Origin of the sequence: Actinomadura sp. NPDC048955 (assembly GCF_040649435.1) — a bacterium.
Taxonomy (GTDB): domain Bacteria; phylum Actinomycetota; class Actinomycetes; order Streptosporangiales; family Streptosporangiaceae; genus Spirillospora; species Spirillospora luteofluorescens.
In genome coordinates, this window is record NZ_JBEZJI010000015.1 from 1 (window position 1) to 23,589 (window position 23,589).

The following is a 23,589-nucleotide window of genomic DNA, read 5'->3' on the forward strand; positions in this document are numbered from 1 at the left end:
AGCAGCGGCGGCAGTTCGGCAAGGCTGTGGCGGATTTCCAGGGTGTGCAGTTCATGCTGGCCGACATGGCGATGCGGTTGGAGGGGGCGCGGCAGTTGACGTATCACGCGGCGGTGAAGTCCGAGCGGGCGATGCATGGAGCGAGCGTGCCGGATCTGACGTTCGTGTCGTCGGCGTGCAAGACGCTGGCCTCGGATGTGGCGATGGACGTGACGACCGACGCGGTGCAGTTGCTGGGCGGGTACGGGTACACGCGGGAGTTCCCGGTGGAGCGGATGATGCGCGACGCCAAGATCACCCAGATCTACGAGGGCACCAACCAGATCCAGCGCATGGTCATGGCCCGCCAGCTCCTGAAGTAGCGGGCGGCGGCACGGTCGAGGGGCGGGCCACAGGGCCCGCCCCTCGGATCCGGCGCCGTGCGCCGGCTCAGTCGTGCGAGATGTCGAGGATCATGGCGCCGTTCTTGGCCCGGTGCGGTCGCAGCGTGAGGCCGTTGTAGGTGGTGCTGGAACGGGGCCAGGCCGAGTCGATCGAGGTGGCCATCATCCCGTTGCGGCCGCGCGAGGAGAGGATCACCCGGCTGCCGTCGATCTTGACGTGCAGCGGGTCGATCCCCAGCTTGCGGTCGAACTTGATGGTCTGACCGTCTCTGACCTCGACCTGGCACTCCGCGTCCTCGCACGCCTTCAGGTCGGTGCCGTCCTTGGCCTCGGACCCGCCCTTCGGCGGCGACTTGGGCGCCGCCGCCTCCGGCTTCGGCGCGGCGTTCGGCTTGGGCGCGGCGCTGTCAGGCTCGGGCGCGGTGTTCGGCTCCTGTGCGGTGTTCGGCTTCGGCTCGGTGTTCGCCGCCGAGTTCGGGTTCGCGTTCGACTCCGGTGCCGGGTCGGACGCCGAGTTCATGGTGAACGGGCCCATGTCGAACGACGGGTTCGTGTCGCCCGGGGCGTTCGCCTGTGGCGGGGCCGGCGGAGGCGCGGTGCGGGCGACGCTCGCGGCGGCGACGCCGCCGAGCGCCACCGAGACGGCGGCGGTCGTGGTGAGCAAGCCGAGAATCCTTGTGGACATCTCTGCACTCCTGACGAGGTGGGAACTCTGCTCTCTGTGCTCTCTGTCGCCCGGGCGCTACCCACCGTAGCAGAACGGTCGCACAGCGTGGCGATCATGCTGGGGCGGGCCGTGTCAGCCGGGCGGGCGCTCGTCCACGAGGAGGGTCTGCAGGACGCGGCCGAGCTCGCCGGAGCGGTCGGCGAGCGTCCCCTGGCAGAGCGCGCTGCCGCCCGGGGCGGCGTCCAGGGACGCGGCCAGGCACAGCCACTCGCCCACGGGGTCGCGGTGCAGCGCGACGGTCACGTCGGTGTTGATGATCAGCCACTCGGCCACGTCGAGCTGGCTGCCGACGCCGGAGGCGCTGTCGGCGAGCGTCAGCGCGCGGACGAGGGGCGTGTCGGCCTCGCCCGCCACCAGCGGGATCCGCGGCCGCGCCCAGACCGTCCCCGGGCCGGGCTCGCCGAAGGCGCCGCGGACGAGCCGCCACTCCATCGCGGACAGGTAGCCGTCCCGGTGCATGCCCGCCCACTCGCCGAACGGCTCCGGCGTCCCGGGCAGGTCCGGCGGCGCGGCGGCGTGCACGAAAGGCTCCAGCCGGGACGGGGCCGCCAAGATCCGCCAGGCGCTCGCGCGGGCGACCGGCCGCCCCTCGTGCGCGATCTCGCCTTCGAGGAAGGCGACCCTCCGGCCGGGGCGGACCACGCGCACGGCGACCTCCAGCTCCGCCACGGGCACGGGGTTGAGGATCTCGACGGTCACCCGCGCCAGCCGGGTGCCGGGGACGGGGTCGTGCCGCTCGAAGGCCCGCCCGACGAGGGCAGAGAACGGCCCGCCGTGCTGGAGGCCCGGCGACCACGGGCCCGCCGTCGCGGCCGTGGAGGCGAACCGACCCCCGCCGAGCGCCTCGTAGAACGACTCGGCCGGCACGTCCTCGCCCATGCTGCTTCCTCCCCGCTCGCGACTAGAAACGCATTCTAGAAGGCGGGGAGGGCGGGGGCGTCCGGCTCAGCCGCAGAGCTTCTGGGTGGCCGTGCCGGTCTCGATGGCGGACCCTTCCGAAGGCGACGCGCTAGGCGAGTCCTTCACCTCGACCTCCTTCACGCCGGCCCAGCCGGCGCCGTCCCAGTCCGCGCCGACCATCACCTGCACCTGGGAGCCGAGTGAGGAGACCTTCTTGCGCTTGGCGTCGGGGAGCGCGGCGGCGAGGGTCTTGGCCGAGTCCTCCCGGCCCGGGCCGTACAGGATCTGCGTCGTCTGCTGCCCGCGCCGCGCCACCCCCGGCGCGACGGTCACCTTGAAGCCGGCCTTGCGGAGCTCGCCGCCCGCCTTGGTGGCCAGGCCGCGGGTGCCGATCGCGTTCAGGACGCGGACGGAGATGTCGTCCGGCGCCACCGTCAATTGGTCCCCGGTCTTCTTCGTCGGCGTGGCGCTCGGCTTCGGGCTCTGCGTCGCGAGCGGCTGGTCGCGGCGGAGCCGGGTGAACAGGTCGTGCGACTTGTGCTGGTCCCACTGGACGGTCGACTGCGGCGACGGCGCGTTCCACAGCACGGTGTTGTAGGCCGGGTTCGACAGCGGCACCTTCGCGAAGGTGAGGTCGTCGGTCGACAGGTTCTTCATCTGGTCGGCGAGCCCCGGCAGGTTGTCGGCCAGCTTCTCGTCGACGCGCAGCGACTTCAGCGAGGCGTTCAGGAACCTGGTGGACTTGACCGGGTCGCCGAGCGTCTTCGTCGACAGCGCCTGCTTCAGCATCGCCGCCATGAACTGCTGCTGCCGGTCGATGCGGCCGAGGTCGCTGCCGCCCGTCAGCGAGTAGCGGGCGCGGGCGAACGCGAGCGCCTTCAGGCCGTCCACGTGCGACTTCCCGGCCGGGAGCTTCAGGCCGCTCTTCTTGTCGTCGACGGCCTGCTCGGTGCACACGTCCACGCCGCCGATCGCGTCCACCATGCGCACGAAGCCGTAGAAGTTCACCTCGACGTAGTGGTCGATCGACACGCCGGTCGCCTGCTTGATCGTGCTGACGGTGAGGTCGGGCCCCCCGAACTGGTAGGCCCAGGTGAGCTTGCCCGGACGGGCCGAGATCCGCGTCCCCTTGGCGCCCTCCGACCCGTTCGACCTGTGCGCCGGGATCGTCACGTAGGAGTCGCGGGGCAGGCTCACGACCGACACGCTGTCGTGGTCGCGGGACACGTGCACCAGCAGCATCGTGTCGGAGCGCTCGCCCGCCTCGTGCCCGAGCTTGGCCGCCTTCTGCTGCTCCTTAGTCAGGCCCTCGCGCCGGTCGACACCCGCCACCAGGATGGTCATGGCCCCCTTGGGCGTGTCCTTGCCCTTGCCGAGCCCCCCGACCGACACCTTGTCGATCATGCCCGTGACGTAGTTCTGGAACGCCCACGCGCCGCCCGAGGTGAGCAGCACGAACGCCGAGGCCGTCCCGGTGAGGGTGAGGAAGCGCTTCTGCCGCCGCGCGCTCGTCGCCGCCCGCGGGCTCAGCCCCCGGCCGGGCCGGCGCGGCCCCCGCGGGCTCTCCACCGGGACGCGCGGCGCGGGCATCCCGTCGATGGTCACGCCCTCGATGTCGCCGTCGTCCTCGGCCGCGTGCGCGCCGGGACGCGGCTTGAAATAGCGCTCCAGGGGGTCGGCGTCGCCGCGACCCGAGTCGTGCCCGTCTGCCATGCCGGCCGCCGCCTCCCGATGATCACGTGCTGACGCGAGTCCACACCACTCTAAAGTGGGGGACACCCGTCCGTTCGCTACCTGGACCTCGTGTCCTTGCAGTAACGTGGCGCCGTCTTGACCACACCCCGGCGGCCCGCACGCAAACCTGGGTGGCGTGGGCTGCGTCAGACAAGCGAGCAAGAGAGAGGAAGGGGCGCCTCCCTCCGGTCCGCCGGACGGGTGCGCCCGCCGAGCCCACATGAATTCGTCTCCCCATGCCCAGCGCGCCATGAACCAGGAAACCCGCTACGCCGTGAAGCCCCTTCCCGACTCCGGTCAGCGCACGTGGCCCGCCGTCTCGGTGGTGATGCCGGTCCTCAACGAGGAGCGCCACCTGACCGACGCCGTGCGCCGCATCCTCAGCCAGGACTACCCGGGCGAGCTGGAGCTCGTGCTCGCCATCGGGCCGTCCCGCGACCGCACCGAGGAGATCGCCCGCAAGCTCGCCGCCGAGGACGCGCGCGTCGTGGTCGTCGCGAACCCGACGGGGCGCACCCCGCAGGGCCTCAACATCGCGATCAAGGCGTCGCAGTACTCGATCATCGTCCGGGTGGACGGGCACTCCCTGCTGCCCGCCGACTACGTGCGCGCCGCCGTCGAGACGATGGAGGAGACCGGCGCCGACAACGTCGGCGGGATCATGGCGGCCGAGGGCGTCACCGCGTTCGAGAAGGCCGTCGCGCGCGCGATGACCTCCAAGCTCGGCGTCGGCAACGCCCGCTTCCACACCGGGGGCGAGGCGGGCGACGTGGAGACGGTCTACCTCGGCACGTTCCGCCGCAGCGCGCTCGACCGCGTCGGCGGCTACGACGAGACGTTCACCCGCGCGCAGGACTGGGAGATGAACCACCGCATCCGGCAGACCGGCGGCCGGATCTACTTCACCCCGCGGATGCGCGTCACCTACCGGCCCCGGCCCAACCTGCGGGCCCTCGCCCGGCAGTACTTCCACACCGGGCGCTGGCGGCGCGTCGTCGGGCGCGAGCACCAGGGCACGCTCAACCTGCGCTACCTCGCGCCGCCGATCGCCGTCGTGGCGATGGCGGCGGGCGTGGTCGCGGGGCTGTTCGGGTTCTGGCCCGGCTGGATCGTGCCCGGCGGGTACGCGGCCGCGATGATCGCCGGTGCCGCCGTGGAGGGGCGGGGGCTGCCCTTGGCCGCCTGGATCCGGCTCCCGCTCGTCTTCGCCACCATGCACGTGACCTGGGGCGTCGGGTTCCTGACGAGCCCGCCGCGGCTCGGTCAGCCCGCTCCGATCAAACCCGGCGAATCCGTACAGTAACGGGACAAAAAACTAGGATCACCTCCGAACCGCCATGGTGCGCGGCCCGTCTGACCGTTAGGTTTGGCGGGATTTGGGTGGGATTTCGCCCGCCGTAGTTCGGAGGTGGCCATGTCCAACGGAGCGCGCCACGGCCTCGGCGTGTTGATCGGGCTCGTGGTGACCCCGGTGATCGCGCTGTGCCTGATGTACAGCACGACCAGGTTCACGGAGTACTTCCGGTACTTCTTCACCCGGGGCGGTGAGGACCGCTGGATCGGCGCCGCGGCGGTCGTGGTGGCGGCGGTGCTGGTGGGCCTGGCCGCCGGGTCGCGCGTCTCGCCGCTCGGCTCGCTCGTCCCCGGGGCCGTCTACACGGCGATCGGCCTCCTCTGGCTCGCGTCGCCGCGCTTCGCGATCGAGCACTCCGGGCGCGATCTGCTGGGCCACCGGCTCTACCTCGGCTACACGACGCTCGCCTCCTACGGGGTCTTCCTGCTGCTAGGCGTGGCGCTCCTGGTCGCCTCGCTCGCGCCGTCGCGGTGGAAGGCCCGGACGGCCCCCGCGCCCCGGTACGGCGGCCCGCCGCCCGCGCCGATGGGCCCGCCGCCCATGCCCGGCCAGGCGCCCATGGGAGCGCCCCAGCCGCCCCCCGCGCCGGGGCAGAGCCCGTCCTGGCACGGCGCGCCGCAGTACGGGCAGCAGCACGGGCAGCAGCCCTCCTCGAACCCGCCTCCGCTGCCGCCGTCCCGGTCCGCCGACGACGGCCGGTCCGAGCCGCCCGCCAGGGGCCGCCCTGACGACGACGAGCCCCCGGGCGAGTGGACGCAGATGTACGGCGGCAACCGCCCGAGCTGACCCCGCCGCCGCTCAGACGGCCGCGAGCACGCCGGGGACGTCGTTGACCACCATCGCGTCGAACCCGGCCGCCGCGTAGGTCGGGGCGGCCTCGGCCGACGGGCACCAGGCGATCGCCTCCAGGCCCGCCTTGTGCGCGATCTCCACGCAGTGCTCCAGCGGCCGCAGCCGCGTGTCGGGGTGCTCGATGCCGCACGACCCGGTGTGCACCGCGACGACGTCCATGCCGAGGCCCGCCGCGGCCGGGACGGCGTGCCACAGCGGGAACCGCAGCCACGTCAGCAGCCCGAGCGGGACGCCCGGCGCCTCCTCGCGCAGGAGCATCAGCAGCGACGGGTCGAACGAGGTGACGAGCAGCCGGCGCCGCTCCGCCTCCCGCCTCAGCACCGGGGCCAGGAGCGCGCCGGTGCGGCGGGCCGGCTCGTCCAGCGCGTCCTCCAGCACGGTCTTCACGTCCACGTCCACCGCCACCTCCGGCGGCAGCGCGTCGAAGATCTCGGTGAGCCGCGGCAGGCCGCTCGCGGTCGCGGGCAGGTCGACCAGGTGGTCGCCGTCCACGGTCGTCGGGTCGTGCCGCAGGACGAGGACGTCGTCGGCGGTCCGCGTCACGTCGATCTCGATCCAGGACAGGCCCGCCTCCACCGCGGCGAGCATCGAGGGCAGCGTGTTCTCGGCGACGGCCTCGCTCGCCCCGGGCGGGACGACCTCGCCCGAGCCGAAGCCGCGGTGGCCGATGACGGTGGGGGTGTTCTCGAAGATCACGGTGCTTCCTCGCTGGCGAGATGTTCGGCGATGACGGCGTCGAGCGGCTGGGTGACCTTGAGGTTGCGCTCGCTGCCCGCCACGACCCGGATCGGGACGTCCGGCAGGTAGCGGTGCACGATCCCGCAGTCGTCGGTGGCGCGCACCCCCGGGTCGGCGAGGGCCAGCTCGTAGGCCTTGCGGATCGTGCCGAGCCGGAACCCCTGCGGCGTCTGGAACCGGGTCAGCGTCTCACGCGGCGGCATCGAGGCGACCGTCCCGTCCTCGACCACCACGATCGTGTCGGCCGACGGCACGCCGACCGCGACGGCCTCGCAGGCGTCCAGCGCGTCGAGCACGCGGTCGATGACCGGACGGTCGACGAACGGGCGGGCCGCGTCGTGGAACAGGACACGGACGTCGTCCGGGCGGTCCTCCAGCAGGCGCAGCGCCGCCACCGTGGACGCGGTCCGGGTCGCGCCGCCCTCGATCACCGCCGCGGTCTTGCGGAACGGCGCGGCGATCGCCGCCGCCTCGCGCAGATGCCCGGGCGCCATCACCACCACGACCTCGCCGACGTCCGGATGCGCGTCGAACGCGCCGACCGCGTGCGCCAGGATCGGGCGCCCGCCGACCTCCATGAGCTGTTTGGGGCGCCCGGCGCCCATGCGCTCGCCGACCCCGCCGGCGAGCACCACCGCAACCGTCCGCGTCGCCATCTCTTCCCGGTTTCCATGACTCTGCGTATTCGAGGCACTACGCTTTGCACTGCCCTGCTTCTGCGACCGGCCCGGAGGCGCCGATGGATCAGGCGCCCGCGCGTGAGCGGCCGGTCACGCTCAACGTACCGGACCACCCCGCGATCACCCGCCCGGATCGAGAGGCCGCCGATGCCGTGGACACCGTGGATGTGGAGGGCGCACGCCCGCGTCGCCGGACCGGCCCCGGCGACGGCCTCGTCGCCTCGTACCTGACCGGGCCCTGCGCCGCGGCCGTCGCCCGGTGGGCCGGCGTGCGCGGGATCACCGCCCGCGCCGTGTCGGCGGCCTCGCTCGCCCTCGCGGGCCTGGCTGCGGTGTGGTTCTCCGCCGGCGTGCGCGGCGGCCTCGTCGCCGGCGCCCTGCTGCTGGCCGCCTCGCTCGTCCTCGGGCAGGCGGGCGCGGGCCTGCGCCGCCGGGCGAGCCCGTCCGCCGCCCGGCCGGACACCGTCATCGACCGCGCCGGGGAGCTCGCCGTCTACGCGGGCCTGGCGGCCGGGGCCGCGGGCTCCGGCGCGTGGTGGCCCGCGGTCGGCGCGGCGGCGCTGCTGTCCGTCCGCGACACGGTCTCGGCCGCGTACGCGGCGAGCCGGCACGCGCGCCGCCCGCGCCCGTCCCGCCGGGGCGGGCTCGCGCGGCGGGCCGCCGAGAGCCTGCGGCTGCCGGTCGGCGAGCGGTTCGCGCTGATCGCGCTCACCGCCGCCCTCGCGGACGCCCGTCCGGTGTTCACCGCCCTGCTCGCGTGGGGCTCGGCCGCCGCCGCGCTGACCCTGGGCGGGCGGGTGGCGAGGTCACTGTCGCCATGACGACCGTGCGGACGTACCGCGACGACGGCCCGCTGTCACTCGCCCTCGGCCACGCGGCGGGCGGACGGCTCCCGCCGCTGCCCGTCGCCGTCCTCGCGGCGGCCGCCGCGGGCGTCCTGCTCGCGGCGGGGCCGCAGCCCGGAACGCGGCTCGGGCCCGAACCGGCGGTGTTCGCGCCGCTCATCGTGCTGCTCCTGGCCGGGCCCGCGTCGCGCAGCCCGCACGCCGGGCGGCTGGACTGGCTGGTTCCGCCCATTCTGCGCGGGATCGAGTATGGTTACCTCGCCGTGTTGGGGGATGCGCGGGCAGTCCCGGCGCCGCTCGTCTACGTGCTGCTCACGGTTCTCGCGCTCCACCACTACGACGCCGCCTACCGCACCCGCCAGGGGCGCCGGCCGCCGCGGTGGGCCCGCCTCGCCGGGCTCGGCTGGGAGGGCCGGATGCTGTTCACGGCCTTCGCCGGGGTGTTCGCGCCGCTTCCGTTCGCGTACGCGGCGCTGGCCGCCTACCTTGGCGTGTTGTCCGGCGGTGAGAGCGCCGCCACGCGGGCGCGGCACGGTCGCGCCGGCGGAGTGACGATCGACCTGACGAAGAAGTTGTCCGGGGGAGTGGGGGACGGTCCCCACGGCGAGAGGGAGAAGAAAGCATGATCGGCATGGTGCTGGCGGCGGGCGCGGGCCGGAGGCTGCGGCCGTACACCGACACCCTCCCCAAGGCCCTGGTCCCCGTGGACGGCGAGACCACCATCCTCGACATCGCCCTCGGCAACCTCGCCGAGGTCGGGCTGACCGACGTCGTGATCGTCGTCGGCTACTGCGCGGACGCGGTGCACGAGCGCAGGGCGGCCCTTGAGGAGCGGTACGGCGTGTCGCTGACGCTCGTCCACAACGACAAGGCCGAGGAGTGGAACAACGCCTACTCCATGTGGCTCGCTCGGGAGCACTTCTCCAAGGGCGTCCTGATGGTCAACGGCGACACGGTCCATCCGGTGAGCGTCGAGAAGACACTATTGGCGAACCGCGGACCGGACATCCTCCTGGCGGTGGACGACGTGAAAACTCTCGCCGACGAGGAGATGAAGGTGATCCTCGACGGCGAGGGCCACCTGAAGACGATCACCAAGCTCATGGATCCCGCCACCGCGAACGGCGAGTACATCGGCGCCACCCTGATCGAGCCCGCCGCCGCCGGCCCGCTGGCCGACGCGCTCAAGGCCACCTGGGAGGGCGACCCCGACCTCTACTACGAGGACGGTTACCAGGAGCTCGTGAACCGCGGCGGCCGCATCGGCGTCGCGCCGATCGGCGAGGTCGACTGGGTCGAGGTCGACAACCACGACGACCTGGAGAAGGCCCGCCGGATCGCCAAGGGCTACTGACCGCACGCACGGCACGAACCGACCGCACGCACGGCACGAGGAGGCCCATGCCCCTGCTGACGCGGATGTTGAACGCGCCGCTCTCCATCGACGTGCGGCGGGGAGCCGTGGCGACCCTCGGCGAGCTGCTCGCCGACAGGCGGATCGCCACCGAGGGGCGCGTCGCGATCGCGGTCGGCCCCGGCCAGGGCGACCAGATCGCCGAGCACGTCCGGCCGTCCCTGGCGGCCTGCGAGGTGTTCCACGTCGCGGGCGGCACCGTGGAGGCGGCGGTCAGCCTCGGGTCCCGGCTGCGCGCCGGGTCCTACGAGGCGGTCGTCGGCATCGGCGGCGGCCGCACGATCGACGCCACCAAGTACGCGGCGACGCTGTCGGGCATCCCGATGGTGTCGGTCGCCACGAACCTGTCGCACGACGGGATCTGCTCGCCGGTCGCCTCCCTCGTCCACGACAAGGGCAAGGGCTCGTTCGGCGTCGTGATGCCGCTGGCGATGATCGTCGACCTCGACTACGTGCGCGCCGCGCCCGACCGGCTCGTCCGCGCCGGGATCGGCGACGTGGTGAGCAACTTCTCCGCCGTGGAGGACTGGCTCCTCGCGGCCGAGGAGACCGGGGAGCGGATCGACCGGATGGCGCTCACCGTGGCGCGCACCGCCGCCGAGGCCCTGCTGCACCAGCCCGGCTCGATCGACTCGGACCGGTTCCTGACCGTCCTCGCCGAGGGGCTCGTGCTGTCGGGGATGGCGATGGCGTTCGCCGGGGACTCCCGCCCCGCCTCCGGCGGCGACCACGAGATCCTGCACGCGATCGACCATCTCTTCCCCGACACCGCCAACCACGGCGAGCTCGCCGGGATCGGCGCCGCGTTCTGCTTCCACCTGCGCGCCACCCGGCTCGGCACGGGGCACGAGCGGCTCGAGGAGATCCTCGCCTGCCTCGGACGGCACGGGCTGCCCCGGTTCCCGGCCGACGTCGGGCTGTCCCCCGAGCAGTTCGCGGAGGCCGTGCGGTACGCCCCGCAGACCCGCCCCGGCCGCTATACGATCTTGGAACACCTCAGCCTCGACGAGGACGAGACGCGCAAGGCGGTGCACGAGTATGTCCAGGCCCATGGAGGCTGAGCTGTCCGGGCAGAACCCATCCCCGCAGCCCCCCGGCTCCCCCGAGCCGCCCGGCGCCGCGGAGCCCCCCGGCGACGATCACCGGCCGCACCGCAAGGGCGCGAGGATCGCCGACATCCGCCGGTACGGCCAGCCGCCCGGCCTGAAGGACCGGCGCAACGAGGAGCACTGGGCCGGCCGCCTCTACATGCGCGACCTGTCCCCGTTCTTCGCGTGGATCGCGCTGCGGCTCGGGTTCAGCCCCAACCAGCTGACCTACCTGATGATGCTCAGCGGCGTCCTCGCGGGCGTCGCGGTGTCGCTGCCCGTCGACCCGCTGTGGACGGCGCTCGCCGGCGCGTTCCTCATCCAGGTCTACCTGCTGCTCGACTGCGTCGACGGCGAGGTCGCCCGCTACCTGCGGCAGACGTCGGTCGCCGGGGTGTTCCTGGACCGCATCGGCCACTACCTGTCGGAGGTGTCGCTGCTCGCCGGGCTCGGTTTCATGGCGCAGGGCGGCTGGGAGAACGGCGGCTGGGTCGAGCTCGGCCTGCTCGCCGCCCTCGGCGCCGCGCTGATCAAGGCGGAGACCGACAACGTCGTCGTCGCCCGCGCCAAGTCCGGCCTCGCCGCCGACCCGACCGGCGGCGACCGCGCGCTGCGGCCCCGCTCCACCGGCATCGCGCTGGCCCGGCAGGCGGCGTCCATGGTGCGTTTCCACCGCATCATCGGCGCGGTCGAGCTGTCGCTGCTGATCCTCGCCGCCGCCGTGATCGACACGCTCACCGGCGCTGACGACCCCGTCGCGGTCCGCGTCCTGACGGTCGCGGTCGCCGCCGTCGCCGTCCTCCAGACCCTGCTGCACCTGGTCAGCATCCTGGCCTCCCGGAGGCTGAAGTGAAACTCTCCGTCGTCGTCCTCACCATGGGCAACCGGCCGGAGGAGCTCGCCCGCGCCGTCCGCAGCGCCCTGGAGCAGGAGCACGTGGACGTCGAGGTCGTCCTCGTCGGCAACGGCGCCGACCCCGTCGGCGAGGCGGCGGGCACGCCGCCGTTCGACGACGAGCGCGTCAAGACCCTCAGCCTCCCGAAGAACCTCGGCATCCCGGGCGGCCGCAACCGCGGAGTGGAGGCGTCCTGCGGCGACGTCATCCTGTTCCTGGACGACGACGGCTGGTACCGCTCGCCCCGCCTCGGCGCCCACCTGCGCGACCGGTTCTCCGCCGAACCCGACCTCGGCGTCGTCTCGTTCCGCGTCCGCGACCCCGAGGGCGGGCGCGGCGAGCGCCGCCACGTCCCCCGGCTGCGCGCGGGAGACCCGGAGCGCTCGTCCGCCGCCACCACGTTCCTCGGCGGCGCCTGCGCGATGCGCCGCGCCGCGTTCGACGCCGGCGGCGGCCTCCCGGAGGACTTCTTCTACGCCCACGAGGAGACCGACCTCGCCTGGCAGATCCTCAACGCCGGGTACCGCATCGTCTACGACGCCTCGGCGGTGATGTTCCACCCCGCCGTCCTGCCCACGCGGCACGCCATGTTCTACCGCTACAACGCCCGCAACCGCGTGTGGCTGGCCCGCCGCAACCTGCCGTGGCCGCTGGCGCTCACCTACCTCGCGGTGTGGGTCGGCATGACCGTCCTGCGCGAGCGCAAGCCGAGCGCCCTCAAACCCTGGTTCAAGGGCTTCCTGGAGGGCTGGCGCAAGCCCGCCGGCCCCCGCCGCCCCATCTCCTACCGCACCGCCTGGCGCATGACCCGCACCGGCCGCCCCCCGATCATCTAGCTGTGTTAGCCCAGGGGGGCGACCCCCTGGAACCCGCTGTGTCTACCCAGGGGGGCGACCCCCTGGAACCCTCGTTGCGACGCAGGCGATCCTCGCGCCGCTGTTGCGGTCGGTTGTGCCTGTTGCGGCTTGTGTGGCGTCGCTGCGGTCGCTGTGTTAGCCCAGGGGGGCGACCCCCTGGAACCCCCGTTGCGACGCAGGCGATCCTCACGCCGCCGTTGCGGTCGGTTGTGCCTGTGACGGCTTGTGTGGCGTCGCTGCGGTCGCCTGCGTCGGCGGGCATGCGCGTTGCGCTCGCTGCGCTCGCTCCACGCGCCCGCCCGCACCCCGGCTGAGCTACAAGCCCTGGGGGCGGACCCCCTGGAACCCTCGTTGCGACGCAGGCGATCCTCACGCCGCTGTTGCGGTCGGTTGTGCCTGTGACGGTCTGTGTGGCGTCGCTGCGGTCGCCTGCGTCGGCGGGCATGCGCGTTGCGCTCGCTGCGCTCGCTGCGCTCGCTCCACGCGCCCGCCCGCACCCCGGCTGAGCTACAAGCCCTGGGGGCGACCCCCTGGAAGTGGTCGTGCGGCCCGTGCCCTTACTCAGGGGGTTGTCACGGCCGCGACGATCAGGTGGGTCAGTTCGGCGGTGATGGCGTCGAGGGGGGCGTCCTGGTCGCGGGCCGACCAGTGGTGGACGAGGTTGTTCACGGCGCCGATGACCGCGATCATCGTGAGGCGGTGGTCGCGGTCGACGGCCTCGCCGCGGGCGGCGGCCTCGCGGATCATCGCGAGCATCGCGTCCTCCCACTGGCCGCGCCAGCGGAAGCGGTGCCGTTCCAGGCCGGCGCTGACGCCGATCACTTCGACGAACGCGATGCGGGCCCAGCGGGGGTCGCTCGCGGTGACGGTGACGAACGCGCGGACGGCGCCCTCGACGCGGGCCGGGAAGTCGGCGTCCGCGGCCTGCGCGAACGCGGCGGAGACGGCCTCGGCGGCGCGCTCGTTGATGCCGCGGTGCAGCGTGGTGAGCAGCTCCTCGCGCCCGGAGAACTCCTCGTAGAAGTTGCGGGTCGACACGCTCGCCGTCGCGCACAGCCGCTCGATGGACGTCGCCGCGTAGCCGCGCGTCCCGAACAGTTCCAGCCCGGCGGCCAGCAGGCGGTCGCGCCGCTCCGCGCGGCGCTCCTCGGCCGACCGCCCCGCGTAGCTGCGCCTGGGTGCCCGATTGCGGCCGCTCATCGATCTCCGTTCACCCGATGCGGATGGGGCAGCGTCAGCCTAACCCCGCGCGGATCGGCGGAGGGCGCCGTCAGCCGGTGATGAGCGCGTCCTTCCATCGCGGGTCGGCGGTGAGGACGGTGAGGCGCTGCGTCGCGCGCGACACCGCCACGTAGAGGACCCGCAGCCCGCGCGGGGACTGGGCCGCGACGGTCTCTGGCGCCACGATCACCGCCGCGTCGAACTCCAGCCCCTTGGCCTCCAGCACGTCCAGCACCTGGACGCGCTCGGGCAGTCCCGCGCCGAGCCGGTCGCGGTCGGCGGCGTCCCAGGCCGTGGCGGGCCCGTCGAACAGCGAGGCCTGGCCGCCGGACTCCTCCAGGGAGAGCGGGACGATCAGGCCGATGGTGCCCTCGACCTGGCCGAGCAGCTCCTCGACGGCGGCGCGGGCGGCGGAGCCGAGCCCGGATTCGGGGACGACCCGGACGACCGGCTCGATCCCGGACGCGCGGACGGCGCGGGCGGGCTTCGCGTCCGGCAGCGCGCGGGCGAGCACCCGCGCGGAGACCGCGGCGATCTCGGTGGAGTTGCGGTAGTTCGTGGTCAGCTCGTACTCGTGGCGCGCGCGGGGCGGGGGAGCCTTGCGGCCCCGGCGGCGGCTCCGGGACGAGGGACGCTCGCCGCCGAGCGCGGCCTCCATCGCCCGCCGGGCCGCGGCCAGGTCCTCCCAGGCGCTCTGGGCGGGGTCCTCGACGATCGTCCAGCTCGCCTGGCGGCCGCGGCGGCCGAGCATCCGCCACTGCATGGGGGAGAGGTCCTGCGCCTCGTCCACGACGAGGTGCGCGTACTCGGGGCGCTCCTCCACGACGCCGTCGTCCACGCGCCGGGAGCGTTCGAGCCGCTCGATGGACGTGGTGAGCTCCTGCATCTCCGGCTCCCACGTCTCGTCGACGACCTCCTCGCCGGTGAGGATGTTGACGCCGTCCACGACGAACGGGTCGTCCTCGGACGGGGCCCTGCGGCGGCGGGACGGGCGGGGCGGGGAGCCGAGCAGCGCGTCGATCTCGTCGAGCAGCGCGACGTCCTGGTAGCTGAGCGGCGCGTCGCCGGCCCAGGACGCGGCGAGGGGATCGACGTCGGCGCGGTCGACGTCGCGCCCGGCGGCGCGGCGCAGCCGGGCCGGTTCGCCGAGCGAGCGCAGCACGTCCAGCGGTCGGCGGATCGGCCACCAGGCGACCAGGAAGTCGGTGAACGCGCGCTGCTCGCGGACCCGCGCGTCGAACTGGGCGCGCTTCGGGTCGCCGTTGCCGCCGCCGTGCCCGCGGGCGGGCTCGTCGTCGAGGGAGGCCAGGCCGTCGGCGGCGAGGATCGCGTTCCACAGGCCCGCCTCGGCGCCCTCCTCGGCCTCGGCCGCCTCGGGGCCCCCGACCTCGCCGAAGCGGTGCCAGAGGGCGTCCAGGAGCATCTCCGCGGCCCGGCCGCGCGCCGCGTTCACGCTGCCGCGGCTGCGCCGGTGGACCTCGTTCCGGATGCGGTCGAGGCGGGCGCGGTCGAGGGCGATGACGACGCCCTTGAACACCACGCGCAGCTCGTCCGGGGCGCCGGGGGCGTGGTCGGCGACCGCGCGCCGCAGCACCGTCACCATCGTCTCGGCGCCCTTGGCGCGGGCGAGCCGCGGGGTGTCGTGGACGGTCGCGGTGGCGCCGTCGACGAGGTCGCCGAGCGAGCGGAGGGTCGCCGAGCCCTCGCCGAGCGAGGGCAGCACCCGCTCGATGTAGGCGGTGAACCGGCGGTTCGGGCCGACGACGAGGACGCCGCGGGACCCGAACCGGCGGCGGTGCCGGAACAGCAGGTAGGCGACGCGGTGCAGCGCCACGGCCGTCTTGCCGGTGCCGGGGGCGCCGCGGACGAGGACGGTCCCGTCGGCGGGCGCGCGGATCACCTCGTCCTGCTCCCGCTGGATCGTCGCGACGATGTCGCGCATGGCGCCCTCGCGGGTGCGGGCGAGCGAGGCGAGGAACGCGCCGTCGCCGACGACCGTCATCCCGTCGGACGCCTCCGGGTCGAGCAGGTCGTCCTCCAGGTCGACGACGGTATGGCCGCGCGAGTGCAGCACGCGGCGGCGCACGACGCCGCGCGGGTCCTCGGGGGTGGCGCGGTAGAAGTCCTCGGCGGCGGGGGCCCGCCAGTCGATGACGAGGGAGTCGTGCTCGCTGGTGCGGACGCCGACGCGGCCGATGTAGCGGATCTCACGGGAGGTCAGGTCGAGCCGGCCGAACACCAGGCCGTCGTCGGCCACGTCGAGGGCCTGGACCCGCAGCGCGGCCTGGTGGACCATCGCGTCCCGGTCCACCAGCGAGCTCTTGGTGCCGGCGAGCGACTGGCGGTAGCCCTCGCGGATCATGGCCTGGGCGTCCGCGCGCATCTCCTCCAGCCGCGCGTAGGCGGTGTCGACGTAGCGCTGTTCGGTGGCGATCTCCCGGTCCTTCACCGTGCCGCCGGGACCGGGCGGCCGCCCGTTGACCTGGGACGACATGCAGGCTGCTCCTCGCGCGTGTGTCGTGCCGGGGACGTCCCCCGACACCCCGAAGGCGAAGAGACAGCTTATGCGGTTCCACCGACGTTCATCGTCGGGCGAGCGCCGCCAGGAGCGGTCGGCGCGCCGGCCGGACCCGTACGTGGAGGTCGGGGGCGGGGCGCGCGAGCGAGCGGTCCATCGCGTCGAGGACGAGGTCGTGCGGCGTTCCGGCCTGCGGGTGAACGCAGCGCAGCTTCACGCCCCGGCCGCCGTGCTCGGCCCACAGCGCGTCGGTGTAGGCGGCCACGGCGGCGGCGGACGGGCTCTGCGGCGGGCCCGAGGCGTCCGGGCACAGGAACAGCTCCCCGGCCCGGCGTTCCAGCATCCCCGGGAGCGTGGCCCGGACGACGTTGACGGTGCCGAGGACGTTCGTCCGCAGGGCGTCCTCCACCTCGCCGAGGGGCTGCGCCAGAACCGGCCCGGTCGGCGCGGCCGACGCGGTGTGGACGACGCGGTGCACCGGGCCCACCATCGCCAGCACCTGCGCCACCGCGTCGGGATCGGTGACGTCGCACACCCGCGTGTGCGTGTTGGGGGAGCGCTGCGCGGTCTTGGCGAGGCCGAGCTCGTCCACGTCCACCGCGACGACGTCCCACGCCGCCGCGGCCAGGCGGCGCGCCGCCATGGCGCCGAGGCCGTGCGCGGCGCCGGTGACCAGGGCCGTCCGCTTCACGTGCGCACCTCCTCGGCGCCCTGGAAGACCATCTGCAGATGCCCGACGGTGCTGGTGGTGAGCGCCCGCGCCCGGTCGAGCCCGAGGCCGCGCAGCTCGTCCGCCACCGGGTGGTCGCCGAGGACGACCTTCGCGCCGCCCGGACGTGTCCGGACGCCGGACGGCGTGAGCGTCCACGGCGTCCGGCGTGTCACGCCGTCCAGGCAGGAGTAGGCGTCGACGCTCGGGGCGGCCGAGCCGGAGGGCATCGGCACGCCCGGCCGGATCGCCATCTCGATCGCGGTCCGCCCGCCGAACCGCACCGCGCAGCGCTTCACGCGCCCGGCGAGGTCCATGGGGATGTCGGCGATCTCCTTGGGGAAGCCCCAGATCGTCCGTCCGGCCTCCAGGGTGAACTCCTGGTTGACCGGCAGCCAGTGGATGAACGCCCCGATCCCGCGCATCCGCCCGAGCACGCCCGGCGACGGCGCCGCGCCGGGCGGGCGCACCAGGAACGCGACGGCGAACTCGTGGTACGGGCCGAGGTCGCCCTCGGCGTACCGGACGAATGCCAGCGAGCAGACGGCCTTGCCGGGCAGGGGCTCCGCGACGGCGAGCCCGGAGTAGGCGATGACGTCCTGGGCGGCGCCGGCGGGCACGGCGAACATGGCCGAGCCGACGGCGGCGTCACGGATCCGTACCGGGAGGGTGACCCGCTCCCCCTGGATCGCGTGCGCCTGCGCGGTAGTTGTCACACCGCTAAGTAGAACAGGTTCTCGTTTTGCTGCCAAGCGCCGGTACCGGCCGCGCGCCGATCCGGGGGTCACCCCTTCTCGACGGCCGTCCGGATCCGGTCGAGCGTGGCGCGCATCCCCTTGCGGTTCACCTCGGCGCGCCCTTCGGCGGGCACGCCGGTGAAGACCCTGCCGAGCAGCGACACGAAACCGGCGCCCCGGTGGTCGCGGCGCTGGTCCTCCCAGTACTCGGTGAGCCGGGTCCGGGGCGCGGCCGGGTCCTGCGAGACGTCCTCGAACCGGTACCCCCACAGCGCCACGGGCACCCCGAAGCTCGACACCCGGAACGCGAACGCCTCACCGGGCACCGCCGCGCTCACCTGGCACGTGGTGAACCACACGCGCCAGCCGATGCGGTTGAAGCCGATGAACCTCGTCCCCGGCCCGACGGCGCGCCCGCGCATCCAGGTCGCGAACACCTCGGGGCTCCACTCGCCCATCCGCCGCGGATTCGCGACGGCCGCGTACACGTCCCGTGCCGGCGCGGCGACGACCACGCTCTCCTCGACGACCCACTCGCGCTCCATGGCTCCGTATCCTCCCACCTCATGACCGGCGGGTCACTGGAGGTGGGCGAACTGCCGCCGCCAGTCCGCGAACCAGGCCCGGAACCACGGCTCGGGCTCGGCCAGCGGGACGATGTAGGTGAGGGTCTCGGCGTAGTAGCGGCGCTGGAAGTCCGGCGCCATCCGGTCGAGGGTCTGCACGTTGCTGACGCGGTCGGCGAGCTTGACCAGGACCGCCTCGCGCGGGGCCTCGCCCAGTCGCCGCAGGTAGGCGGCCTTGGCGGCGCGCTTGGCCTGGCGCCCGGCGCCGGCGGCGGGCGGCTTGGTGACCCAGTCGACCAGTTCGGTCACCTCGGGGCCGAACTCGGCCTCCACGTCGGTGAGGGAGGCGGGCGTGTCCTCGACGACGTCGTGCAGGACCGCGGCGGACAGGACGGCGGGCGCCGTCACCCCCGCCCCGCGCACCAGCACTTCGAGCGCCTCCAGCAGGTGCTCGACGTAGGGGGCGCCGGTCGGCCGCCGCTGCTCGCCGTGCCAGCGCCGGGCGGCGCCGACGGCCCGCTCCAGGCCGTCCAGGTCGACCTGCGCGCCGGACGCGGCGATGTCCGCGCGAGCGGTCTCCCAGGCGTGCCAGCGGGTGAAGACCTCCACGGGTTCGCTCCGTTCTTCCCGGCCGTGTCGCGCGGGAGCCCCGCACAGGGCATGGTGGGTGTCGTCCTTATGAGCAAGCGTCGGTGTACACCGTACGTGGAGGGAGGCGGCGCGGTCGTGGTCGGGAGCCGGCAGCGGCCTGACGGCCGACCGGAGTCCGTGGGCAGGGTCCGCGTCGCGCTCGGCCTGCTGTCCGGGGCGGTCGCCGTCGCGCTCTGCGTCGTCCTCGTCGACACGTACGTGCTGCGCGCCGAGTGGTGGCAGGTCCGCCACACCGTGACCGGGGAGCCCGCGGCCCCGCAGAGCGAGGTGGGCCCGCCGCCGGGCCCGCTCGCGGTGAGCTGGGAGCTGGCGACTCGCACGCACCGCGGTTCGGTCGCCGGCTACGACGGCGTCGCCTTCCAGGTCGCGCGAGGGCAGGTCGTGACGGCGTCCGGGCACGGGATCGAGGCGCGGGACGCGCGCACCGGCGGGGCCCGCTGGAGCTACCGCCGCGCCGGGTGGTCCCTGCTCGGCTGGACGTCCACCGGGTCGCGCGTCGTCGCCTACTTCGAGCGGGACGGCGACCGCGGCGACCGGATGCTCGTCGCGTTCGACGCGCTGTCGGGCGGGCTGCTGTGGCGCCGCCAGGACGAGCGCCCCGCCGCGGTCTCCCGGACGACGCTGCGCTGGCCCGCCGGGTCCGGCGTGCTGCTCACCGCCGACGAGGGGCGCCGGACGCTGTTCGGCGTGTCGGCCGTGACGGGGAACCGGGTGTGGCGGCTGGCGCTGCCGCGCGGCTGCCGCCTGTTCGAGGGCGGGGCGCATCCGTCCGACGGCCGGGAGGACCTCGCCGCGCTGGGCCTGCGCTGCGCGGGCCCCGGCAGCGACAAGGGCCACCGCAGCCGGCTGCTGGCCGTCGATCCGACCAAGGGCATCGTGCGCTGGGAGCGGCGGCTCGGCTCCCGGGAGTCGCCCGAGGTGTCGATGCTGGACGGGGTGACGCTCGTCTCGGACGGGACGGCCCTGCGCGCGTTCGACGACGGCGGCCGCCAGTTCGGGATCTGGAAGGGCGACGGGGTCTGCGGCGACCTGATGTGCCCGGGCGTGCTGGCGCCGGGCCGACTCGTGGTCGTCTACCACCCGGACGGCGCCGGCGGGACGGGCGCCGAGGGGGCGGGCTCCGACGGGGCGGCCGCCGACGGAGCGGGCATGGGCGAGGCCCGCATGGAGGCGGTGGACGTTCCGTCCGGGCGGGTCGGGTGGAGCCGTGACGTGCCCGCCTACACCGCGCTCGCGCAGGCCGGCGGGCAGGTGTTCGCGCTGCGTCCCCGGCTGTCGGAGCCCTTGCTGCCCGCGGGAGTCGACATCGTCCAGCCGGGCGACGGCAGCGTCACGACCGCGCCCGCGCCGTTCTCGATGGACCCGGACCTGCCGGGCGTCCGGCCCTGGCTGGCGGCCGCAGGCGGGCTCCTGTACGCGGCGCTCCCGCAGGCGGCGCCGCGCCCGGACGGCGGGGCCCGGCTGGTCGCCCTGCGCGGCGGGCTCGCCGGCGCCGGGCCGCCGGAGCTCGGCGGCGTGCCGGCGAAGGACTGGCCGGATGCGTGCTCCCTGCTGAAGAAGGCCGATCTGACGGCGGCGCGCCTGACCGGCTACGTCACCGAGCCGCGCCGCGCGTCGGCCGGGACGGTGCGCCTTCCGCACCCGGTGTCCTGCACGTACGAGCCGCGCGGCGGCGGGCGCGATCCGGCCGGGGCCGGTGCCCGCAGGTCGCCCTCGCCCAAGCCGAGCGCGGCGGGCTCGGCCACGCCCGACCCCTCGGCGGGGCCGCGGGAGGGCGGCCCGGACCGCGACGACGGCGGGGAGGCCGCGGTCACCGGCCTGACGGTGAGCGTCCGCTGGGTGGCCGACACCGACGCGGCGGCGTCGCGGATGCTGGAGACGTTGCAGGCCGCGCAGGCGCAGGCCCGGCGGCGGCGCGACATCGGGGGCGACGAGGCCTACGAGATCGGCCCCACCGCGGGGATGATCGCGCTGCGGGTCGGCCGGTGCGTGGTGATGGTCGAGGCGAACCGCCCGCCGGGGGCCGCCGCCCGCCTCGCCCGCGCCGTCGCCTACCGCCTGCACCACCTGTCCCAGGCCCGTTCCTGACTCCCGCCCGCTCCCGGCCGGCTCAGTATTCGGGGACGGGTTCGGCCTCCGGTTCCGGGACGGTCGAGGGGGAGCGGCCCGCCCACGCCTCCAGTTGGGCGACGAAGCGTTCGGCGTGGACGGGCCAGTGGAACCGCTCTCGGGCGGCCTCGTAGCCGCGCTTGCCGAACCCGGCGCGCAGGACGGGGTCGTCCCGCAGCCGCAGGACCGCCTTGGCGGCGGCCTCCGGGGCGCCGAACGGGACGATCAGCCCGCACTCGGCGGGCTCGACGATGGCCACGGCCGGCGGGTTCGGGGTGCTGACCACCGGGATGCCGCGGGCCATGTACTCGACGACCTTCGTCGGCATCGAGTGCCGGTAGTTCGGCTCGTCGTGCAGCAGCGCGAGCCCGGCCATCGCGCCCTCGGCGATGCGCAGCGCCCGGTCGTTCGGGACGAACCCGTACCAGCGCACGATCCCCTCGCGCTGCGCCGCGCGCAGGGCGTCCCGGACGTCGGCGTCGGCCGCGCCGATCAGCTCCACCAGCACGCCCGCGGCGGCCAGCGTCCGGGCCATCTCGATCATGTCGAGGGCGCCGCGGGCCCGCGAGAGCTGCCCGACGTAGACGGCGCGGCGGCCGTCCGGCGGCCCGGGCGGCAGGTCGGACACGTAGGTGGTGTTGGGCACGACCGGGTGGTCCTCGCGGAACCGGGGCCGGTAGCCCTCCTCGGCGAGCAGCAGCCGGTGCCGCCGCTCGCTGCGGCGCTCCAGGTGGCGCACGGCCGGCCGCAGCAGGGGGCGGGCCGGTCCGGGCACCCAGCCCTTGGCGGACAGGGCGGCGGCGGTGTCCTCGTGGACGTCCCAGACGACCGTCCGGCCCTGGAGCTCGCGCGGGAGCGACACCAGCAGCTCGGGGTCGTGCAGGAGGACCACGTCGGCGTACGCGGCGTGCTCGGCGAGCGCGCGGTGGGCGGCGCGCAGGGCCCGGATCCGGCGCCGCCCCGTGGCACGGGGAACGTCCACCGGGCTGATCTGGCGCCACGGGGTCGCGTTGCACGCCCGGAAAGGGGCGATGTAGGTGACCTCGTGACCGGCGTCGAGTAGGGCGCGTATCTGCCGGTGCAGAATGCGCGCGTCCTCGGGGTGGTGCACGACCGTGCAAACGCAGACCCGCATCACACTCACTCCGCAACGTCCGATTGGTCCATCACCGGCGAGTCTCGGGTGCCGATGGAAATTGCCGATGAATTCCCGTTGTCCGGGGCGTGGCCGCTGCCGGACGACTCTTCCCTGACTGATAGGGAAGTCCGCCGGTCAGGCCGGCCCCGCCGGTTGGAAAAGCCCTGACAAAGAAACCCGCCATGAAAGGGAGCCCGCCCGTCAGAGGAGCTCGACGGTGTCCCGCTGGACGTTGCGCGTCCGGCCGCGGGTGTCGAACAGCAGCCGGGCGTGCCGCGCCAGCGTCGCCGCGTCGTAGACGGCGTGGTCGGCCAGCACGATCGCCAGGTCGGACGCCTCCAGGGCGGCGGCCAGGTCGCTCCCGGCCGGCGGCACCGGTGCGCCGTCCACGTCCCACGAGGTGACGAACGGGTCGTGGAACGACAGGTCGGCGCCGAGCCGGGCCAGGCGCCGCGCCACCGGGCGGGCCGGCGACTCGCGCTGGTCGGCGATGTCGGCCTTGTAGGTGACGCCGAGCAGCAGGACCCGGGCACCCTTGAGCGCGCGGCCCTCCCGGTTGAGCAGCTGCTGGGCGCGTTCCGCCACGTACCGGGGCATCCGGTCGTTGATCTCCTGGGCCAGCTCCACGAACCGGAACGGGTAGCCCAGCGAGCGGACCTTGTAGGACAGGTAGTTCGGGTCGATCGGGATGCAGTGCCCGCCGACGCCCGGCCCCGGCCGGAACGCCTGGAACCCGAACGGCTTGGTGGCGGCGCAGTCGATGGCGTCCCACAGGTCGATGCCGAGCTCGTTGCAGAACACCGCCATCTCGTTGACCAGCGCGATGTTGACGTGCCGGTAGGTGTTCTCCAGCAGCTTGGCCATCTCGGCCTCGCGCGTCCCCTTCGCCTCCACGACCTGGTCCACGAACTTGCCGTAGAACGCCGAGGCCGCCGACGCGCAGGCGGGCGTCAGCCCGCCGACGATCTTCGGGGTGTTGCGGACGCCGTAGACCGGGTTGCCGGGGTCGATCCGCTCCGGCGAGAACGCCAGGTGGAACTCCTCCCCGGCGACCAGGCCGGACTTCTCCAGGATCGGCCGCACGACCTCCTCGGTCGTGCCCGGGTAGGTGGTGGACTCCAGGACCACCAGCGTTCCGGGCTCCAGGTGGCGGGCGACGGTCTCGGCCGCGCCGCGCACCGCGGTCAGGTCCGGTCCGCCCTCCGGCGAGAGCGGCGTCGGGACGCAGATGACCACGGTGCGGGCGCCGTCCAGGACGTCCTCGTGCAGGCTCGGGGCGAACCCCGCCTGCAGCATCCGCTCGACCTCCTCCGCCGACACGTCGTCGACGTGCGACATCCCGGCCTTGAGACCGGCGACCACGCGCGCGTCCCGGTCGAGCCCGCCGGCCCGCAGGCCGGCCCGGCAGGCCTCCCGCACGAGCGGCAGCCCCACGTAGCCGAGTCCGATGACCACGAGATCCACGCGGCAGGC

General features: G+C 74.4%; 23 protein-coding genes. 10 read left to right on the plus strand and 13 right to left on the minus strand.

What is annotated here, in order from left to right:
* Positions 1-362 (plus strand): acyl-CoA dehydrogenase family protein (locus AB0C84_RS16905; protein WP_361066672.1); only part of this gene is annotated, 362 nt, incomplete at its 5' end.
* Positions 363-429: 67 nt separating this feature from the next.
* Here the strand turns inward: AB0C84_RS16905 and AB0C84_RS16910 are convergent.
* From AB0C84_RS16910 to AB0C84_RS16920, 3 genes are all read right to left on the minus strand, one after another.
* A complete protein-coding gene (locus AB0C84_RS16910) occupies positions 430-1,068 on the minus strand; it encodes a hypothetical protein (RefSeq protein ID WP_361066677.1) in 639 nt (212 codons plus the stop codon).
* A gap of 114 nt (positions 1,069-1,182) precedes the next feature.
* A complete protein-coding gene (locus AB0C84_RS16915) occupies positions 1,183-1,989 on the minus strand; it encodes a thioesterase family protein (RefSeq protein WP_361066680.1) in 807 nt (268 codons plus the stop codon).
* Positions 1,990-2,055: 66 nt separating this feature from the next.
* Complete coding sequence (locus AB0C84_RS16920; RefSeq protein WP_361066683.1) at positions 2,056-3,723, minus strand: LCP family protein; 1,668 nt, start codon at positions 3,721-3,723, stop codon at positions 2,056-2,058.
* Positions 3,724-3,994: 271 nt separating this feature from the next.
* Between AB0C84_RS16920 and AB0C84_RS16925 the strand changes: the two genes are divergently transcribed.
* Positions 3,995-5,047, plus strand: coding sequence for a glycosyltransferase family 2 protein (locus AB0C84_RS16925; protein WP_361066686.1), 1,053 nt, complete (start codon positions 3,995-3,997; stop codon positions 5,045-5,047).
* 111 nt (positions 5,048-5,158) lie between these two features.
* On the plus strand, positions 5,159-5,884 hold the full coding sequence (locus AB0C84_RS16930; RefSeq protein ID WP_361066689.1) for a hypothetical protein: 726 nt from the start codon (positions 5,159-5,161) through the stop codon (positions 5,882-5,884).
* Between the two features lie 12 nt (positions 5,885-5,896).
* On the opposite strand, the gene AB0C84_RS16935 is transcribed toward AB0C84_RS16930, so the two are convergent.
* Together AB0C84_RS16935 and ispD are read right to left on the minus strand one after the other, a co-directional pair.
* Positions 5,897-6,646 carry a glycerophosphodiester phosphodiesterase gene (locus AB0C84_RS16935; RefSeq protein ID WP_361066692.1) on the minus strand — a complete coding sequence of 250 codons (750 nt, stop codon included), beginning with the start codon at positions 6,644-6,646 and terminating at the stop codon, positions 5,897-5,899.
* On the minus strand, positions 6,643-7,344 hold the full coding sequence (gene ispD / locus AB0C84_RS16940; RefSeq protein ID WP_361066695.1) for a 2-C-methyl-D-erythritol 4-phosphate cytidylyltransferase: 702 nt from the start codon (positions 7,342-7,344) through the stop codon (positions 6,643-6,645). Before ispD ends, AB0C84_RS16935 begins: the two co-directional genes overlap by 4 nt.
* Positions 7,345-7,427: 83 nt before the next feature.
* Between ispD and AB0C84_RS16945 the strand changes: the two genes are divergently transcribed.
* The 6 genes from AB0C84_RS16945 to AB0C84_RS16970 are packed head-to-tail and all read left to right on the plus strand — an operon-like array spanning position 7,428 to position 12,446.
* Positions 7,428-8,189, plus strand: coding sequence for a hypothetical protein (locus AB0C84_RS16945; RefSeq protein WP_361066698.1), 762 nt, complete (start codon positions 7,428-7,430; stop codon positions 8,187-8,189).
* The gene (locus AB0C84_RS16950; RefSeq protein WP_361066701.1) at positions 8,186-8,839 is read left to right on the plus strand and encodes a DUF5941 domain-containing protein; all 654 of its coding nucleotides are present in this window, start codon (positions 8,186-8,188) and stop codon (positions 8,837-8,839) included. The genes AB0C84_RS16945 and AB0C84_RS16950 overlap by 4 nt, the downstream gene beginning before the upstream one ends.
* Positions 8,836-9,567 carry a phosphocholine cytidylyltransferase family protein gene (locus AB0C84_RS16955; RefSeq protein ID WP_361066704.1) on the plus strand — a complete coding sequence of 244 codons (732 nt, stop codon included), beginning with the start codon at positions 8,836-8,838 and terminating at the stop codon, positions 9,565-9,567. The genes AB0C84_RS16950 and AB0C84_RS16955 overlap by 4 nt, the downstream gene beginning before the upstream one ends.
* Positions 9,568-9,614: 47 nt before the next feature.
* A complete protein-coding gene (locus tag AB0C84_RS16960) occupies positions 9,615-10,688 on the plus strand; it encodes an iron-containing alcohol dehydrogenase family protein (RefSeq protein WP_361066707.1) in 1,074 nt (357 codons plus the stop codon).
* Positions 10,678-11,568: a CDP-alcohol phosphatidyltransferase family protein gene (locus AB0C84_RS16965; protein WP_179846127.1), complete on the plus strand. Its 891-nt coding sequence runs from the start codon at positions 10,678-10,680 to the stop codon at positions 11,566-11,568. The genes AB0C84_RS16960 and AB0C84_RS16965 overlap by 11 nt, the downstream gene beginning before the upstream one ends.
* Positions 11,565-12,446 (plus strand): glycosyltransferase family 2 protein, encoded by an 882-nt coding sequence (locus AB0C84_RS16970; RefSeq protein WP_179846128.1) that lies wholly within the window; start codon positions 11,565-11,567, stop codon positions 12,444-12,446. The genes AB0C84_RS16965 and AB0C84_RS16970 overlap by 4 nt, the downstream gene beginning before the upstream one ends.
* A gap of 582 nt (positions 12,447-13,028) precedes the next feature.
* On the opposite strand, the gene AB0C84_RS16975 is transcribed toward AB0C84_RS16970, so the two are convergent.
* From AB0C84_RS16975 to AB0C84_RS17000, 6 genes are all read right to left on the minus strand, one after another.
* Positions 13,029-13,667, minus strand: a complete 639-nt coding sequence (locus AB0C84_RS16975) for a TetR/AcrR family transcriptional regulator (protein ID WP_179846129.1) — start codon at positions 13,665-13,667, stop codon at positions 13,029-13,031.
* Between the two features lie 70 nt (positions 13,668-13,737).
* Entirely contained in the window at positions 13,738-16,182 is a 2,445-nt protein-coding gene (locus AB0C84_RS16980; RefSeq protein ID WP_361066712.1) for an AAA family ATPase, read from the minus strand.
* Between the two features lie 88 nt (positions 16,183-16,270).
* Complete coding sequence (locus tag AB0C84_RS16985) at positions 16,271-16,897, minus strand: SDR family NAD(P)-dependent oxidoreductase (protein WP_361066715.1); 627 nt, start codon at positions 16,895-16,897, stop codon at positions 16,271-16,273.
* Positions 16,894-17,631 (minus strand): acetoacetate decarboxylase family protein, encoded by a 738-nt coding sequence (locus tag AB0C84_RS16990; RefSeq protein WP_361066718.1) that lies wholly within the window; start codon positions 17,629-17,631, stop codon positions 16,894-16,896. Before AB0C84_RS16990 ends, AB0C84_RS16985 begins: the two co-directional genes overlap by 4 nt.
* 68 nt (positions 17,632-17,699) lie before the next feature.
* Complete coding sequence (locus AB0C84_RS16995) at positions 17,700-18,197, minus strand: SRPBCC family protein (protein WP_361066721.1); 498 nt, start codon at positions 18,195-18,197, stop codon at positions 17,700-17,702.
* Between the two features lie 33 nt (positions 18,198-18,230).
* A complete protein-coding gene (locus AB0C84_RS17000) occupies positions 18,231-18,827 on the minus strand; it encodes an HD domain-containing protein (protein WP_179846133.1) in 597 nt (198 codons plus the stop codon).
* 159 nt (positions 18,828-18,986) lie between these two features.
* Between AB0C84_RS17000 and AB0C84_RS17005 the strand changes: the two genes are divergently transcribed.
* Entirely contained in the window at positions 18,987-20,957 is a 1,971-nt protein-coding gene (locus tag AB0C84_RS17005; protein WP_361066724.1) for a PQQ-binding-like beta-propeller repeat protein, read from the plus strand.
* A 22-nt stretch (positions 20,958-20,979) separates the two neighbouring features.
* Here the strand turns inward: AB0C84_RS17005 and AB0C84_RS17010 are convergent, their stop codons facing one another.
* Entirely contained in the window at positions 20,980-22,113 is a 1,134-nt protein-coding gene (locus tag AB0C84_RS17010) for a glycosyltransferase family 4 protein (RefSeq protein WP_258942700.1), read from the minus strand.
* Positions 22,114-22,317: 204 nt separating this feature from the next.
* Positions 22,318-23,580, minus strand: a complete 1,263-nt coding sequence (locus tag AB0C84_RS17015) for a nucleotide sugar dehydrogenase (protein ID WP_361066727.1) — start codon at positions 23,578-23,580, stop codon at positions 22,318-22,320.
* Between the last annotated feature and the right edge of the window lie 9 nt (positions 23,581-23,589).

What these genes read in the sequence shown, in the direction of transcription:
- AB0C84_RS16910 (WP_361066677.1), bottom strand. Translation starts at nt 1,068, where the DNA reads ATGTCCACAAGGATTCTCGGCTTGCTCACCACGACCGCCGCCGTCTCG.
- AB0C84_RS16915 (WP_361066680.1), bottom strand. Translation starts at nt 1,989, where the DNA reads ATGGGCGAGGACGTGCCGGCCGAGTCGTTCTACGAGGCGCTCGGCGGG.
- AB0C84_RS16920 (WP_361066683.1), bottom strand. Translation starts at nt 3,723, where the DNA reads ATGGCAGACGGGCACGACTCGGGTCGCGGCGACGCCGACCCCCTGGAG.
- AB0C84_RS16925 (WP_361066686.1), top strand. Translation starts at nt 3,995, where the DNA reads ATGAACCAGGAAACCCGCTACGCCGTGAAGCCCCTTCCCGACTCCGGT.
- AB0C84_RS16930 (WP_361066689.1), top strand. Translation starts at nt 5,159, where the DNA reads ATGTCCAACGGAGCGCGCCACGGCCTCGGCGTGTTGATCGGGCTCGTG.
- ispD (WP_361066695.1), bottom strand. Translation starts at nt 7,344, where the DNA reads ATGGCGACGCGGACGGTTGCGGTGGTGCTCGCCGGCGGGGTCGGCGAG.
- AB0C84_RS16945 (WP_361066698.1), top strand. Translation starts at nt 7,428, where the DNA reads ATGGATCAGGCGCCCGCGCGTGAGCGGCCGGTCACGCTCAACGTACCG.
- AB0C84_RS16950 (WP_361066701.1), top strand. Translation starts at nt 8,186, where the DNA reads ATGACGACCGTGCGGACGTACCGCGACGACGGCCCGCTGTCACTCGCC.
- AB0C84_RS16955 (WP_361066704.1), top strand. Translation starts at nt 8,836, where the DNA reads ATGATCGGCATGGTGCTGGCGGCGGGCGCGGGCCGGAGGCTGCGGCCG.
- AB0C84_RS16960 (WP_361066707.1), top strand. Translation starts at nt 9,615, where the DNA reads ATGCCCCTGCTGACGCGGATGTTGAACGCGCCGCTCTCCATCGACGTG.
- AB0C84_RS16965 (WP_179846127.1), top strand. Translation starts at nt 10,678, where the DNA reads ATGGAGGCTGAGCTGTCCGGGCAGAACCCATCCCCGCAGCCCCCCGGC.
- AB0C84_RS16975 (WP_179846129.1), bottom strand. Translation starts at nt 13,667, where the DNA reads ATGAGCGGCCGCAATCGGGCACCCAGGCGCAGCTACGCGGGGCGGTCG.
- AB0C84_RS16980 (WP_361066712.1), bottom strand. Translation starts at nt 16,182, where the DNA reads ATGTCGTCCCAGGTCAACGGGCGGCCGCCCGGTCCCGGCGGCACGGTG.
- AB0C84_RS16995 (WP_361066721.1), bottom strand. Translation starts at nt 18,197, where the DNA reads ATGGAGCGCGAGTGGGTCGTCGAGGAGAGCGTGGTCGTCGCCGCGCCG.
- AB0C84_RS17010 (WP_258942700.1), bottom strand. Translation starts at nt 22,113, where the DNA reads ATGCGGGTCTGCGTTTGCACGGTCGTGCACCACCCCGAGGACGCGCGC.